The 16,468-nt window shown below is 63.0% G+C and carries 9 protein-coding genes; 4 read left to right on the top strand and 5 right to left on the bottom strand.

Going from position 1 to position 16,468, the window contains the following annotated elements:
* The 4 genes from tssG to RAS12_RS27210 are packed head-to-tail and all read left to right on the top strand — an operon-like array spanning nucleotide 1 to nucleotide 4,564.
* Entirely contained in the window at nucleotides 1-1,047 is a 1,047-nt protein-coding gene (tssG, locus tag RAS12_RS27225; protein WP_306943310.1) for a type VI secretion system baseplate subunit TssG, read from the top strand.
* 11 nt (nucleotides 1,048-1,058) lie between these two features.
* Complete coding sequence (locus tag RAS12_RS27220; RefSeq protein ID WP_306943309.1) at nucleotides 1,059-2,105, top strand: type VI secretion system protein TssA; 1,047 nt, start codon at nucleotides 1,059-1,061, stop codon at nucleotides 2,103-2,105.
* 43 nt (nucleotides 2,106-2,148) lie between these two features.
* Complete coding sequence (locus RAS12_RS27215) at nucleotides 2,149-3,174, top strand: fimbrial protein (RefSeq protein ID WP_306943307.1); 1,026 nt, start codon at nucleotides 2,149-2,151, stop codon at nucleotides 3,172-3,174.
* A gap of 16 nt (nucleotides 3,175-3,190) precedes the next feature.
* Nucleotides 3,191-4,564: a GlcNAc-transferase family protein gene (locus RAS12_RS27210; protein WP_306943305.1), complete on the top strand. Its 1,374-nt coding sequence runs from the start codon at nucleotides 3,191-3,193 to the stop codon at nucleotides 4,562-4,564.
* Between the two features lie 10 nt (nucleotides 4,565-4,574).
* On the opposite strand, the gene RAS12_RS27205 is transcribed toward RAS12_RS27210, so the two are convergent.
* The 5 genes from RAS12_RS27205 to tssM are packed head-to-tail and all read right to left on the bottom strand — an operon-like array spanning nucleotide 4,575 to nucleotide 16,432.
* Nucleotides 4,575-7,907: an RHS repeat-associated core domain-containing protein gene (locus RAS12_RS27205; RefSeq protein ID WP_306943303.1), complete on the bottom strand. Its 3,333-nt coding sequence runs from the start codon at nucleotides 7,905-7,907 to the stop codon at nucleotides 4,575-4,577.
* A 10-nt stretch (nucleotides 7,908-7,917) separates the two neighbouring features.
* Nucleotides 7,918-8,190, bottom strand: coding sequence for a PAAR domain-containing protein (locus tag RAS12_RS27200; protein ID WP_306943302.1), 273 nt, complete (start codon nucleotides 8,188-8,190; stop codon nucleotides 7,918-7,920).
* A gap of 60 nt (nucleotides 8,191-8,250) precedes the next feature.
* Nucleotides 8,251-11,850, bottom strand: coding sequence for a type VI secretion system Vgr family protein (locus RAS12_RS27195; RefSeq protein ID WP_306943301.1), 3,600 nt, complete (start codon nucleotides 11,848-11,850; stop codon nucleotides 8,251-8,253).
* Nucleotides 11,847-12,554, bottom strand: coding sequence for a type VI secretion system-associated protein TagF (tagF, locus tag RAS12_RS27190; RefSeq protein WP_306943299.1), 708 nt, complete (start codon nucleotides 12,552-12,554; stop codon nucleotides 11,847-11,849). Before tagF ends, RAS12_RS27195 begins: the two co-directional genes overlap by 4 nt.
* Complete coding sequence (tssM, locus tag RAS12_RS27185; protein WP_306943297.1) at nucleotides 12,551-16,432, bottom strand: type VI secretion system membrane subunit TssM; 3,882 nt, start codon at nucleotides 16,430-16,432, stop codon at nucleotides 12,551-12,553. Before tssM ends, tagF begins: the two co-directional genes overlap by 4 nt.
* Nucleotides 16,433-16,468 lie beyond the last annotated feature (36 nt).

Genomic DNA, 16,468 nt, shown 5'->3' with positions numbered 1-16,468 from the left:
ATGCACAAGTTTCCCAGCCCCGCCAAACCCGCAGGACCGGCGCCCGCCCTGGAAGAATGGTTCGACCAGGAACAGCCGTGGAAGAGCAGCTTTCTTAGCCTGATGCGGGCGCTGGCCGCGCAGACGGCTCATGCGCCGGTGCCTGGCGCCGCCGCCTTGCCCAGCGAAGAAGCGCACCGGATCGGCCAACGCGCAAGCCTGGTGTTTGCTCCCAGCGAGATCGCGTCCGTCGACCATGACGGCAAGCACGTCAATGTGCAGTTGTACAGCCTGGGGATGTGGGGGCCGCAGGGGCCAATGCCGCTGCACATGACCGAGCAAGCGTATACGCGTGTCGAAAGCCATCACGACAGCACGCTGACCGATTTCGCTGACCTGTTCCACCACAGAGCCTTGTCGCTGTTCTACCGCGCCTGGGCCGCCGGACAATCGACCGCGTCACTCGACCGGCCAGCCGATGAGCGCTTTACGTTCTACATCGGCAGTCTGATCGGCGACGATCCCCGCGACAGCGCCAGCCTGCACCCCGCCGTCCACGCGCGTTACGCAGCGGCATCGCATCTGGTGCGGGAAGCGCGCAACCCTGAAGGTTTGGCGCGCGCCCTGTCGTTCTACTTTGGCGTGGATGTCGATGTGGAAGAGTTCGTGCCGAACTGGATTCCGCTGGACATTTCCGGCCGGGGCGTTCTTGGCGTTCCGTCGCCTGCTGCGATATTGGGCGATCAAGCCACGCTCGGACAGTCCATTCCCGACTGCCAGCACCGCTTTCGCCTGGTGATGGGACCGTTGAGTCTGGAGCAATACCTGCGGCTGACGCCGCATGGCGATGACCTGCCCACCCTGGTGGACTGGGTTCGCACCTTTGTCGGATACGAATTCGACTGGGAACTCAAGCTGCTGATCAAACCGCGCGCCGCCCCTTGCGCCCGCGCGCGCACCGACCATCGTCTGGGGTACTCCACCTGGCTCGGCCAGGCGTCGACCGAGGCGCCGGTGGTCGGCATGGTGTTCGAACCCGAGCACTACCGCGACCCCAAATCAAACTAAGGATTGCCTGAATGAGCACTCACCTGGACACCGATGTGGGCCCGGAAGCGGGCCTGCTGACACCGCTGGATGGCGACCTGGCCTGCGGCCCGGATCTGGAGTACGACCCGGACTTTGTCGTGCTGCAAGCCAACGTCGCCACACGCGGCGATGCGCAATACGGTGACTTCGTCGACGCCGCCACGCCCATCAACTGGAGCGAAGCGGAACGCGATTGCCGCGCGTTGCTTGCGCGCAGCAAGGATCTGCGCCTGCTGGTGATACTGGCTCGCTGCCGAGCTCGTCAGGCCGGCGCTGCCGGCCTGCGCGCAGCCCTGGCATTGATTGACGCCATGCTGCGCACGTACCCCGATGCGCTCAACCCCGTGCCATTGCTGGACGGCGAGCACGATCCGCTGATTGTCGCCAATGTGCTTAGCGCGCTGGCAGACCCCGATGGCTTGGTCGCCGACGTGCGCGACATTGCCTTGCCCAAGAGCATGGGTACGGCGTTGCAGATTCGCGATATTGAACGCGCGCTGGCGAAGACCCGCGGCAAAGACACGATCGCCCCTGAGTCAGCGTTGCGCCTGGTCTCCGACCTGCACGACCGGCGCGATCCAGCCGCGATGGCGCTGGCCGCAGCTGCGGCCGCGCTCGCGCGCATCAATGCCTGGGCCGCGGAACAACTGGGCTCGACGGCGCCCGATCTGAATTTGCTTGGGCGCTTGCTGGAACCGTTTGACGCTCCTGCGTCGATGCACGCCGTGCCCGTGGAGGTCGTCGAACCCGTAGCGGTCGATAGCGGTGAAACGCCGCCTCCCGCAACCGGTGCGCCGGCGCCCGTAACGTCCGCCCCTGCACGCGTGGCGGCCGCCGCCAGCGCGCCAGTCACCACGCGCTGGGACATGTTGGAAAACATGCGAATCGCCCGGCTCTGGTTTGAAACCCACGAACCCAGCAGCCCTGTCAGCGTCTTGATCAAGCAGGCCGAGCGCATGGTCGGCCGGCGCTTTTCCGAACTGCACCGGATGGTGCCGCCGGATCTTCTAGAGCAATGGGATGCGCCCCAGGAATAACCGCTGCAACGCTTACGCCAAGACGAATACAGGAGTTAGTCGTATGAAGAAAATCCTATACGCGGCGCTGCTTGCAGCGTCGCTTTTTCAAGCGCAAACGGCGATGGCCGAATGCCGGAAGATCAACCTCGATACCGACACAACTGAATGGGTTGATCAGAACCTGTCTGCCGGCCCGCTTGTGCCCTATTCTGAACGTCAGGTCTCTTTTGGCCAGGCCATCATCGACGTCGATCCTGGCCTGGCTGTCGGGGAGACCATTGTCACCGGGATGACTCCCACTGAAGCAGGCTCCTATATCGTTGCCTGCGAGGACATGGCCGGCACGATCCGATACGACTTGGCATCAGGAGATGCGGGGGAACCCTCCGGCGTTTATCCCACGGGCATTCAGGGTGTCGGGTATCGCTTTATCTACACGCGGGCCAGTGGTTCTCAGGTGGTGTTTCCTAGCATCAACCCGTATACCCAAGTAGGTGGCCGAACGCCCGCTTTTATTTCACTGGTGGCAGGCGCTTCGTTTTCGGTCGATTTGGTCAAGACAGGTGACATGCTCAGTCAGTCGACCGTGGCCCTTGGCCCCGTCGCAAAGATTGTCGCGGGGGGTGACGGTCAGACGACCGTATTGTTTAACGCAGACCCGGTCACCTTGCGAGTCCTGCCCCACTGCTGGGTTGCTAGCGACTCGGCGATGTTTGTGGACTTTGGTCCCTTTGGTCCTAAGGATGTATCTCCACTTAGGGGTCCCACCAAGCCTGTCACGATTAGTGTTGCGTGCGACGGCCCCACTGCGCCCAACACCATTTCCGCCTCGCTTACCGCAACACCAGATACAGATCAACCTAGCTACATCAAGAATAGCGGCGCCACCAATCTGGCGATCCGGTTGCGCGACATCGGCAGTCAGAATGTTTTAAGGCCCCAGGACAGCACCAGCACGCTGACCCAGACCTCGCCTGGGTTTAACGCAACCTTCAACCTGGAAGCTACTGTCCTACGCGTTAATAGTTTGACGCCAATGCCAGGTCTCATTGATGCCCAGGCAGTCGTCACGCTGTCTTTTCTCTAATTCCGCTCTTATCGACATGACTCAAAGCATCTTTGTTCAGATCGCAAGCTATCGCGACCCCGAACTCATACCGACCTTGCACGATCTTATCGAGCGCGCGCAGCGTCCGGAAAACCTGCGTGTCGTCGTGTGCTGGCAACATGCCCCGGATGAACAAATCGGTATGTTTTTTTCTAACCGTTTTGAACAATGGCAATTGCAGCCGCAAGCGCCATTTACCCGGCACACGTTCCACTATCTGGGGGCTCGCATCGATTTGATCGACGTTCCGTATGAACAGTCGAAAGGGGCCTGCTGGGCCCGCAACCTGATTCAGCAGGATTATCAGGACGAAGCCTACACCCTGCAATTGGATTCACATCACCGTTTCGTTCAGCACTGGGATACCCAACTGATAGGCATGACGGAACAACTTCGGGCCCACAGCCCGAAGCCGCTGTTGACCGCGTATTTGCCTAGCTACACGCCGTCCGAACCTGGCGTGGACCGCTCTACGCCGGTTCGACCGCACGGCATGCGTTTTCTTCGCTTCATTCCCGAAGGCGCTATTCTCTTCACCGGGTTTCCACTTCCGGACTGGGAGACGCTGCAAGCCCCCGTGCGTGCGCGCTTCTACAGCGGACACTTCACCTTCGCCGACGGCTCGTTTGCCCGCGAGGTCCGCCACGATCCAGATTACTTTTTTCATGGCGAAGAGATATCGCTGGCGGTGCGCGCCTTCACCCACGGCTATGACTTGTACCACCCGCACCGCTGCTTGGCCTGGCATGAATACGCACGTAAAGGACGCGTCAAGATCTGGGACGATCACAACGGGGCTGCTCGCGACGCGGGAATTGTCAGCGAAGTCTGGTGGGCTCGAAACGAGCGCTCGCTGGCGCGCAATCGCGCCTTGTTTGGCATGGATCAAGGCGAGAGCCACGTCCCATCCCCGCAAGACAGTGAGTACGGTTTTGGCAATGTTCGCAGCTTGGAAGACTACGAGGCCTATGCGGGCATCTGCTTCCGCGAACGTGCCATCCAACCCGAAGCATCGGCGCATATTGAGCCTGTGGCCGGCGCGCAGAAATCCGATCTCGCAGTATGGAACAGCACGCTAAGGCGTCCTCATTTTCTACACATCGTCGTCCCTAAAGATTCTCTGGACATCGTGCATTGTGAAAGCGTTGTCCAGTGCCGCGTGCGGGCCTTGCGCGCGGATGGCTCTGTGCTGCATGAAGAAATAGAAGACATCCAAGCCGCGCGAGCACGTTGCCGCGACGACATGTATGAACTGCGTGTGGAATTCCTGAGTGATTTGGGCGAAGCCGCCGCCAGCATGTACCAAGTCAGCTTGCTGGATGCAGATGCGCAAGTCGTGACTCAGTTCGAAAAAGGCGTCGGGGCTTAAGCCTGGGCGCTTAGACTCCCGGCAGACAAGGGGCGGGGCGCTCTGCCCCCGCCCACTCCACCGGCGGCAGCATCCGGATATTCACTCCGGCCCGCGCGGCGACTCCCTCCCCCATCACAGCCTGTCCCAACGGATTCGCTTGGGACGCCGGTGCCATTACATAGCGGTAGGGACTGACTCCGGGTGGCGCATCCCTGTTCGGACTCAAATAGCGTCCGGTAAAGGGATCATAGAAACGCAAACCGTTCCAGCAGAGCCGGGTATCGGGGTCCATCCATTGCCCGGCGAACCCGGGCAACGCCGAAGACTCTTCCGCTGCAATGCCTTGACGCTCTCCCCATGGCCGAGCCGGCACCTGCCATATCTTCTGGCCATCCTCCGATACAACAGCCCGTACCCGCCCCGCAGCATTAGTAAACAGATGCTGCGGCTCAGGCGCCGACCAGTCGGATTGCACGTTGGCGCGCTTTTGAATCAAGCATGCGACTGGCGCGAACGATTGCCACCCAGGCAGGGCGGGCCCGTAAATATACGTAACTCGCCGGAAAGGCGTGGTCTCTTGAAGCAGCCGCAGCCCTTCCCACAAGAAGGTGTGCGGAAACCCCTCTTCTTCCGTCCCGACCCTTCGGCCCGCGAGACGGCCGGCGGCGTCGTAAAGGTAGCTGACTCGCACCCCATTGGTCTGCGCCACAGCCAGACGGCCGGCAGCGTCCCAAGTGTATTGGGCTTTTACCAATGGACCGTCGCGTCGCACCACTCGGCCCCATTTGTCGTATGACAATTGAATATTGCCGACCTGAGCGATTCGATGATCCGGGGTCGAGCGCGGCGGAGCCCATCCCGCGCTATCCAGCGCGATGATGTTTCCGCCTGAGTCCCATGTTGTATAGAGCATGCCGGCCCCGCCAATGCTGCGTACCAGTTGCCCGCGCCGGTCGTAGTCGTGCAGACGATGGCCCTGAGCATCTTCTTCTTCGACCAGACGGCCAGCAACGTCCCAGCGTTCACGCCGGGCCAGGCTCTCAATGGCGGTCCCGGGATCAGACAAACGCGTCACGTGTTCGATCCGCAGCCCGTGGTCCTCATCGCGATTGATCACTCGTTGCAATCCCGCTCCGACCCGTTGGGTCTCCCGGCCAGAGGCGTCATGACGAAGAGAGACAAGTACAACGGATTCCCCACCATAGGAGTAACCCAGATGAGTCAGACTTTGGCTGGCATCGCGAGCCATCATCAATACCAGCCCGCAAGGTAAGTGAAACCTTATCGGAAAACCCGTGTCGTCACGCGTCACGATCCACGTACCCTGCGCGCTCGTCTCGGCGTCGACCAGTCCGGCCTCGCCATAAGCAAAGGCCAACGCACCTGGTGCCAAAGACTCCGCCGCTCCATCAGCGCACAAGCTTGTCAGCCTGCCTTGCGCATCGTGTTCGTAGCTCCAGAGGATGCCGGCTCGCTTGCGCTCCGCCAGACGGCCAGCGCCGTCATAGCTCAGAACCGTCGTCACACGGCTGTCGCCAGCGGCTTCTACGATATCTGTGACACGTCCATTTCGATCAAAGCGATGCTCCGTTACGACACCGTCGGCATCCTGCCGCGCTAATGCGCGGCCGCCTGCGTCCCTGACCCAACGCTGGATGCCGCCGCCCGGACCTTGCACAGTCACATCCTGCGCTTGCCGCTCGCGGGAGTAGCGTGTCATGACGCCCTCTTCGTCAATCAACATTTCCAGCCGTCCCAGCGCGTCATAGTGCCAATAGCGCTTATGGTTGGCCGCGTTGGCCAGGGACAGGAGGTCACCCTGATCGTTGTAAGCCGCGAGACGCATCCGGGAACCACTGCCTCGCGTGATACGCAGGCCGCCTGCTTCATCCTGTTCTCGCATCTCCAGCGGCATGCCCGTGCCGCCACTAGCGCGCAATTGCCCGGTCGCAGTCCATGCGTAACGCGCGATGCCGCCATCGGGCATTTCCCGAAGGCTGAGTCGGCCTAGTGCATCGTAGGTGTGGCGGATTTCGCCCGCGGGGGTCTGACTGCGCATTTGAGGCGCAGTCGCGGGGTCATGGGCATAGTCGGTGACATCGCCGTCCGGCGCACGCCGCTGCACAGGGCGCAAACAGGCGTCGCGCAGCCAGAACCAATGGCGCCCGCTCTCACGTACCAGCATCATGGGCCGCCGGGTGGCGTAGGCATAGCTCACCCGGCGCAACGTGCCCCCAGGCCCCGTCTCTTGCGCGATACGGCCAAAATCATCGTATTCAAAGGCGTAGCGCCCAAGCGGCGTCTCTACGCCTGCCGGACGTCCCAATGCGCTGTATTCCACGCCGTAGACCGCACCCGTCGTATCCTGATATTCGGTCACTCGGCCGTTCGTGTCGAACCGCCATCGAAGTTCACTACCATCCGAACCTTCGAGACGCACGGCTCCCGCGCTCTCGTCGCGGTGTAGCAGCCACATCTGACCGTCCGGGCTGCGCAGCCCCGCAATCTGGCTTGCCGAACCCGCGCCGCGCCACCGGATGGAACTTGTTCCGTGGCGATCGGTGATTTCGGACAGCTTGCCATCCTGGTATCCATAACGCCGGACTACCTTGCCCCGCCCTTGTTCGACGCGGGCAAGTCTGCCATCAGCGCCGTAAACAAAGGTGGCGCTGGGACTCGACTGCGGCCCGCGCGCGACGGCCTGGATGCGATCTTGCGCGTCCAGGCTAAACCACACTCCCGCTTCCGTCCGGCTCACCAGCGCAAGCAATTTTCCTGCTTGGTTGCGCCGCACCGTTGTACGGCTGCCATCCAAATATTCAATCTCGGCCAGACTGGCAGTGCCGGTCTCGTCGAACGGCCCGAAGTGGCGATAGGCTGGTTGCAAATCCGCCACTATAAAACTGCCGTCTTCCAAACACGCCAGCGTCAGTGATTCCGCCACAAGAATGACCTGGTGCCCCGGTTGCGGGCGCGGCAACACCAACACGCGGCCCCACTCGTCGTGATAGGCCAGCGTATCGCCACGCGCTTGCAGGCATATCTCCCAAAGCGCACGCCAGCCCGGGCCAAAGTTTCCCGACCGCGTTATGCGGCTGTCGTAGAAGCGCGCGACCCCGGGCGCCATGGGCCCGGCGGGTAACACGTCGCGCTGCTTCTCAGCATCGCGCAGCAAATGGCCGCTACGGATGTCGATGCCACCCGGTCCCAAGCCTGCAAGCGCGGCCGCAGGCAAGCGCCGCAGCAGCACGCCGGCCTCGCTTCTCCGCCACCAGCCATGCGGCGGAGCCAGGTTCAACTTTTCAATCCGTTCACCGGGAAACGCGGTCAAGCGTCCCGCAAGTCCGCCAATCGCCGTCATTCTTTATCGCTCATTCGCCAATAAACACATCAGGGGATGCCGTCGCTGCCGGCGATCCACAAGACGAACAACACGCCATATGTGCTGCGTTCAAGCCGTTGATATAGACCAGCGGCGCTCCCACCGCGACCACTTGCGCAGAGATATGAAGTCCACAGCAGACTGCGGAAGCGCCTTTGAAGGCAGCCGGTAAATCGTTGATGAATACGTCCGGTGACCCGGTCAAGATGCTGCCGCCGTGAGCGATCTTGTCGCCCATGCGCACTGCAGGAAAAATTGCCATTGTTCTCTCCTGGAAACAGCCGGACGGCATAAGCCGTCCGGCGGGTTACTTAAGCAACACTCAGAGTTCCGACTCAGTTGGAGTCGGTGGCTCAGGCGTTGGCGCCGGTGGCGTCGGCGCTGGCGGCGTCGGTTCAGGCGGCGTCGGCTCCGGCGGCGTCGGCTCCGGCGGCGTCGGCTCCGGCGGCGTCGGCTCCGGCGGCGTCGGCTCCGGCGGCGTCGGCTCAGGCGGCGTCGGCTCCGGCGGCGTCGGCTCAGGCGGCGTCGGTTCAGGCGGCGTCGGTTCTGGCGGCGTCGGCTCCGGCGGCGTCGGTTCTGGCGGCGTCGGCTCCGGCGGCGTCGGCTCTGGCGGCGTCGGCTCCGGCGGCGTCGGTTCAGGCGGCGTCGGCTCTGGCGGCGTCGGCTCCGGCGGCGTCGGCTCCGGCGGCGTCGGTTCCGGCGGCGTCGGTTCCGGCGGCGTCGGTTCTGGCGGCGTCGGTTCTGGCGGCGTCGGTTCCGGCGGCGTCGGCTCAGGCGGCGTCGGTTCAGGCGGCGTCGGTTCTGGCGGCGTCGGTTCTGGCGGCGTCGGTTCCGGCGGCGTCGGTTCCGGCGGCGTCGGTTCCGGCGGCGTCGGTTCTGGCGGCGTCGGTTCCGGCGGCGTCGGTTCCGGCGGCGTCGGTTCAGGCGGCGTCGGTTCAGGCGGCGTCGGTTCTGGCGGCGTCGGTTCCGGCGGCGTCGGCTCCGGCGGCGTCGGTTCTGGCGGCGTCGGTTCTGGCGGCGTCGGCTCCGGCGGCGTCGGTTCAGGCGGCGTCGGTTCAGGCGGCGTCGGTTCAGGCGGCGTCGGTTCAGGCGGCGTCGGTTCAGGCGGCGTCGGTTCCGGCGGCGTCGGTTCTGGCGGCGTCGGTTCCGGCGGCGTCGGCTCCGGCGGCGTCGGTTCTGGCGGCGTCGGCTCCGGCGGCGTCGGTTCAGGCGGCGTCGGCTCTGGCGGCGTCGGTTCAGGCGGCGTCGGTTCAGGCGGCGTCGGCTCTGGCGGCGTCGGTTCAGGCGGCGTCGGCTCCGGCGGCGTCGGCTCCGGCGGCGTCGGTTCAGGCGGCGTCGGCTCTGGCGGCGTCGGCTCTGGCGGCGTCGGTTCCGGCGGCGTCGGTTCTGGCGGCGTCGGTTCTGGCGGCGTCGGTTCTGGCGGCGTCGGTTCTGGCGGCGTCGGTTCCGGCGGCGTCGGTTCCGGCGGCGTCGGTTCAGGCGGCGTCGGTTCAGGCGGCGTCGGTTCAGGCGGCGTCGGTTCCGGCGGCGTCGGTTCAGGCGGCGTCGGGATCGGCGGCGTCGGCTCAGGCGGCGTCGGTTCTGGCGGCGTCGGCTCAGGCGGCGTCGGCTCAGGCGGCGTCGGCTCCGGCGGCGTCGGTTCTGGCGGCGTCGGTTCTGGCGGCGTCGGTTCTGGCGGTGTCGGTTCCGGCGGCGTCGGTTCCGGCGGCGTCGGTTCCGGCGGCGTCGGCTCAGGCGGCGTCGGTTCAGGCGGCGTCGGTTCAGGCGGCGTCGGCTCCGGCGGCGTCGGTCCTGGCGGCGGCGGATCAGTAGGCCGTACGCCCCCATCTCCGCCACCGCCGTCCGGAATACCAATCGTCGGTACGAACAGCGGCGGCACGACGGCGGCAAGACCAAAACCGAAGCCCTTCGCCTGGACTCCAGGGTTCAGCAGCAAAGGCGTACCTTGCACGATGACCTCTTGCGTACCCGTCATTTTGATCGACGTGCCAGCAATCGTGATCGAGCCATCCGCCATCATATTGATAGAGGCTTTGCCGCAGGTAATCGCAATAGCGGCTCCTGCATTCAGCGCGTACGCTGCGCCCACGTTGAGGTTGGCCATGGCGCCCACGTTGACGGCATAAGCGCCGCCCACATTCAGCCCGCAAATCCCCCCAACCTGGGTCGACATCGCGCCGCCCACGTTGTAGGACGCGGCGCCGCCAACCATGCTGCTCAGCATGCCGCCGACGGCCGTCGAGTGAGTCAAGCCCACCACTTGGCCGTAGGTCAGCGAAACGTTGTGCAGCTCGGCGCCCTTGGTCAGGCGCACCATGTTGCGTTCGGCCTGCACGTAGAATTCTTCGGCGCCCCGCTTATCTTCAAAGCGGATGCCGTTGTAGTTTTCCCTGCCGCCTTCCAAGCTGCGCGTCTTGATGCCGCTCTTGGTGGCTTCGGCAGGCAGATCCCAAGGCGGACGGGTGACACTGTTGTACAAGCCACCCAGAATGATCGGACGATCGGGATCGCCGTTCATGAAACTGATAACCACTTCCTGGCCGATACGGGGGATATACATCCCCCCGAAATTCGCGCCGGCCCAGGCCTGGTTCACACGCACCCAACACGAGTCGGAAGCATCGTTACGCGCGTAGCGGTCCCACAGAAAGCGTACCTTTACCCGGCCGAACTCGTCCGTCCAGACCTCTTTGCCTTTCGGGCCGACCACAAGCCCGGACTGCGGGCCGCTGACCACGGGCTTGGGCGTCTGGCGCGGCATACGGAACACTTCGTCCGTAGGCTGCACTTCCATTTCGTTGACGCATTCATAGATCACACCGCTGCCGGATTCTTCAGGAATCTCGGCCAGCGACAGATGCGAGGCCAACACCAGGTACTCGCGATTGGCCCGGTCGTACAGGTGCCCGGTCAGCTCAAACGTCTGTCCGGCTGCCAGCCCGCGCACATTACCAAAACCGCGCGAACGCACGCCGCGCGCGCGGCGTTCTTCCATCCGCACCCGGCTGATCAAGGCGCCATGTTTGGAGTCAGTGTAGTCACCGGGCCATTCAAAGATTTCGCCTTCGCTCCAGCTCGTATCGCGGGGTTGATGGCTGGATGTCGCCAACAACATGCGGGGACGCGTGAAGTCAAAGTCATCGACCACGACCCGGCCCGGAAACAGCCGCTCGTCAACGCCAAACTGGCGGAACACATCAACGTCAAAATGCCCGCCCTGGGCGTGCATTGCGACTTGCTGATAGGCCGGGCTGTCCGGCGGACGGTGAGCGCCCACGTGATCACACAGCACCAGACGGTGCGCGCCTTCCGTGTGTTCGAAAAACCAGTAAATACCCCATTCTTCCATCAAGCGTTGAATGAAGTCGAAGTCCGTTTCGCCGTATTGCACCTGGAAATTGCGCGGCTCGTTGGTATCGCTTTCCGGCTGAATCGCGTATTTCTCGATGTCCAGCCGCTTTTCCACAGGGTACGGATAGTCCTTCAATACGTGGTCGATGATTTCGACAACGCTTTGATCCTGGAAGATCTTGAAGTCAGTCGTTTGCGTTGCCAGCCACAACCACGGGCGCATCAACACGCGATACAGGTTGTAGTCACCCTCTTGGCGCACAAACCCAGCCTTGACCACCAAACCGGTGATTTCCCGCGGGCTGTTATCAGAGAGCTGCACTGACACCGTCAGCTCTTTGCCGATCATCTCTTTCAGATCGATGTTTGCAGACACCGGCAATGGCACCTGCGTGTCATTCGGCGTACGCAGGAATACTTCATAGGTGAAGAGCTCACCCATACGCTCCTGGCCATCCAGCGACTGCAAGCGCAGCATGGGCTGCTGCCCCATCCCGGCCGGCAGGCCCGCGCCGCGGATTTGCACCGTGCGGGCTTGATTCAAAACAGGAGTACTCTCGTTGGCCATCATTGACTTCCTCTGGCGAGATCGGCCGGATCAGCGGCCGTTACCGATAAAAAACTTACATACCCTGCTTGCACATCCTGCTGCCAATACCACGCCTGGCCCGGGTCCCCGAACACGATAGAAGGCCAGTTCCGCCATGGCGCATAGGGCACGCCCGCCAAGCCGTCTGCTTTGGTATCGGAAGGCCAGCCATCAGCCCAAGTTCGCGCTACGGTGAAGTCCTGCGCTTCTTTGCGCCGCCGCAGCGCGCCCCACACTCCGGCGCCGCCTGCGCGCCAAAGCCGGTTGATCTGGTCGACCAACCCCGATCCCCGCGCGGCCGGGGAGGCCGGCGCCGAAAGGTGGCCACGCACCAGCCGCGACAAGCAGAACAAGGCGTTGTCGTGCGTACTCAACAGTGCCGACACGGTGGCCGCAGGCAGTTGGAACCACATCAAGAAAGGATGCTCGCGGCCAAACTTGTCATGCGATGGCGCATACACGCCCGCCACATAACGGTCGCGCGAAAACCCCAGGCAGCCCGGCGTCAGAATGAAACTCCACGGCATGGCATAACCGCCCTTCAACCGCGAAGCCTGTCTGGCATCTTGAAATGGGCCCTGCAACCAGTGCCGCCATGCTTGCTGCACGTCGCTGGATGCGCCATGGCGCACAAAGTCGCCATAGGCAGGAAGCTTGCCCCAGTAGCACGGGTGTGGAAGGTTCACGACGAACCTCCCGGACAGCGAAAGCCTCGCAACAGGGACCCGGTCAGGAAGTTCCCTTTACGTCCGCCGCCAATCTCCAGCACGGCATGGCGGCCATCGAAATCAAAGTCCACCAGCGCCCTGCCGGACGAGGCCGTGGCCGTGACATGGCCCTGCTGCAATAAGCGCATAGGCGCCCACGGACCAGACAGATGTATCGACGACGACTCAGCCGTCACTCGGGGCCGGGCAGCAAGCTCAAGATAGCTGCCGCTGCGCGGTCCCGGCCAAGCGAACGAGAAGGGTGAAATCGGACCGTGCATATAGCGCAGGCTGTCACCGTCCACATCCAGCAACAGCTCGGTAATGGACGGGTCGACGGAAACAATACGGCCCGTCAAGCGGTAGCTCAAACCCTTGGCATTGGTGCCGTCAAAGAACGCCCTGCGTATTTCCGCGGCCCGCTCAAACGGCTGCAAATCCGGACCCTGAATGGGGCGCATGCCCGGGCTCGCCGGCTTGTAGCGCCACGGGCTTGCTCCGGTGTCGACGTAGCTCGCAAGCGATCGCTCGAAGGTTGAATCGAACAGGCCGCCTGCAGCAAACAGCTGCACGAAGTCGTCCGGGTCCACTTCCTGATCCGAATCGGCAAACGGGAACTTTCCGGAAATCGCCGTGCGGCAAATACCGCCCACGGCGGAGTTGACCTGTTCAGACAACAGAATCCCTGTCTCGCGGCCCAGCTGATTGGCGGCGCGTTGCGACAGACCGGCAAGAATGCGCTTGAATGGCGCGGGCAGCGTCTCGGCCGTCAGGAACAGCATCGGGCTGGACTCTTGCGCAGGCGGCATGCTGGACGAAGCCAGCGCACTGCTCGCCACGGCCAGCTGCGTGTACTGGTCGTTGACCATTTGCTGCACCTGTTGCATCTGCGCGCCAGGCTTGACCGGATCAATACGGCCAGGAGTCGGCGACCCCGTGACCACCTCACGCAAAGCCGAGAAACGCTTGTCCACGAGTTCTTCGGTCAGCTTGTCCTGGTCAAAATCCACCTCGATCTTGCCCAGCGCATCGGCTGCACGCATCACCGTCGACGATCGGCGTTGAGCCGATTCCAGCGCCAGCTTTGCCGCTGCGGCAGCTGCCGGGCTGTCGGCATCAGGGTCGTAAGACAGCGTCGTCTGCCGCGCCAGCGCAAAACCCAGCCGCGCCAAAGGCGAATCCGCTGCCGCCAACGCGCGTAGCGTCGCAACATTCACCGCCAAAGGCCCTTCACCCGATTCCGACGCCGACACAAGCCGGATCTGGTTGATGTAGCGCTCCCAGTTCGCAGCATAGTTGCGCAGGTAGAGCGTATAGACTTCGCGTTCGATCCGTTCCTTGTCGACCCAATCACGCCTGGAATCTTGAACACTGGCCAGCGCCGTTGCGTCCTCGGACTTGCGTCCCAACATCCAGTTTTCACGGGCCCATACGGAATTGATGAACCCGCCAATCCGCTTGCGGAATACGTCGCGGTATCCGTTGTAGGTGAAAATTCCCGGCACGCCTGCATCGACGCCTGCTGCGTGGTCGGTAAACAGTGCAGCATCGCCCGAGCCCAGCGCCTGTTGCAGCGTAAACCGCTGCGGCGCGGTGGCTTCCATCGAACGGATCGCACGGTCGTACATGCGCGTGGCGTCCGGGCGTTCTTGCAGCAACGCCCGAGCTTGCTCGACCAAGCCCGCATTCAACTCGGTTTCTGGTCCCGCTTCGTATGCCGTCGCGAACAACGAGCGCAGATGCACAGCCAATTGCGATTTCTCGCGTTCGCTGTCACGACGGCTGCGCGCCCATTGCTGCTCGACCCAAGGGACCAGAACGTCTGGCTCGAAATACCGGGTGTCGAACAACGACAGATACAAGCCCAGCGTGACGTACAGGCCTTCGGCATCCTTGCTCGCTATCTGCTTGGTCAGCACCCCCTCTAGCGTTTGCTCGACCGCAGGCAGCAGATGCTTACGCAACATCCGCGCATAGGTCGCCTGGGCAGCGGAATCCACGGGCGGCGCTGCGTACAAGCCATACCGATAGTCCATCGGCGGCTCGTCCAGATCCAGCCCGTCAACCTGCGCAAGCGTGGCCGACTCCGTCAGCAGACGCACCCCATCGGAATCCAACACACCTACCGAAACCTGCTGAGCACGCTGCGTAAGCCCGGCGGTCTTCTCGCCGACCGCCGCCAGATAGTGATCGTTGTTGGCGCGGCTGGTCATCATCCCGCTCACCAGCCAAACCACCAATGCCGCCGACGCCAGATGCACGCCCCAGCGCACCGCGCCCCGCGTCAGAATCCATTTGCGATTGGGCTGCACCAAGTGCGATTCGGGAATCATCACCTGCTTGAACAGATTGCGCAGGAAATAGCTGCGATGCGCCAACAGCGCCGCTTCGCGTCCGCCCGACGATATCGCGACATCTTCCCCGCCATAAAGCCTGCGCAGTGTGCGGCGCAGGCGTTCGAACAGCGAGTTCTGATCCGCGTGCACCACCGTCTCGGCCTGTTGCGCGCTGGTCAGATAGACGCCGCGCAGCATGCGCTGGATCTGCACGTCGTCATAACGCGAATCCAGAAATACCTTCGACAGCAGATCGGTCAGCTGGACTGCCAAACTGCGAAACTCTTGCGGCAAGGGGTACAAGCGCTTACGGCGCGCCAAGCCGTATTCCTCTACCAGGCGCGCATTCAGACCATCTTCCAGGCGCCGCGCCAGCAGAGCGAATTCATCATTGAAGCGAGCACGCAGGTCAATCGGCTGCGCATTGGATTCCTTGCGAGCGTAGTCAAGCGTAAAGCCCCACACCTGCGAACGGCCTTCGGCCGTCATCGCTTGGAAATACTCGTCAAAGCCGGGCAGCAGATCCAGCTTGGTCACAAGCACATAGACCGGGAAACGGATGCCCAAGGCATGGCGCAGATCTGCCAAGCGAGCACGCAGAATCGAGGCGAGCACACCGGTATCGCCCGGATGCTCCAGCAATTCCGCCACGCTCACGGCCAGAATGACGCCGTTGATCGGCGCTTGCGTGCGGTGCTTGCGCAAGGCGCCAAGAAACCCGTGCCATTCGGCCGCATTTACCTGCGCGGCGTCGTTATTGCCTTGCTCGTTCTGGTCGCTATACCGGCCAGCCGTGTCGATCATCACCGCTTCGTTGGTGAACCACCAATCGCAGTTCGCCGTGCCGCCCGCCCCAGGCAGACTGGCCACGCCCATCTGTTCGGCCAAGGGAAAATCCAGGCCTGAATTCAGAATGGCAGTGGTCTTACCTGCGCCCGGCGTACCGATGATCATGTACCAGGGAAGGTCATACAAGTACCGCTTGCTCTCCAGCAGGCGGCGCCAGCCTTGCGGCGCTCCGCGCAGACGCTTGAGCTGACCGACCGCTTTCGACACCACCAGCCCCACGGCGCGCACTTCGGACGACGCATCCGCGTCTACCGTCTCGCTCTTGGGCGTAAGGATGCGGCGCAACAAGGCCTCGTCAGTGCGCAACAGCTGGAAGAGCCGGTAGACGCCATATATGGCCGTCAACAGAACGATGACCGAAATCACGCCAACGCGAACACCCACTTCTGCCAAAGGCCGCAGGTCGCCGATGGCGGCCATGGGGCCGCCAAACCAGACCAGCGCGCAAATAGCGGCAACCGACACGATCCACAGCGGCCAGCCCATCAGCCAGAAGCCAAGCGCGGCAAGCAGCAGGCAGATCACCACCACGCGAACCAGGACGGCATCCATCGGCCGCAGGCCGCCCAGGTCGACCATCGGCCCGACCATCCAGACCATCGCCGCAAGCAGGACCAGGACCACGACGGCAATAAAGCGCCAAGAAAATAGAAAGCCCAGCAATCGTTTCATTGTTTGATCATCCATTGCGCGCCAGGCGGCGCACAC

The organism is Achromobacter seleniivolatilans, assembly GCF_030864005.1.
Lineage (GTDB): Bacteria > Pseudomonadota > Gammaproteobacteria > Burkholderiales > Burkholderiaceae_B > Achromobacter > Achromobacter seleniivolatilans.
Note: the sequence above shows the minus strand (reverse complement) of the source record. Positions and strands in the feature narration are given on the sequence as shown.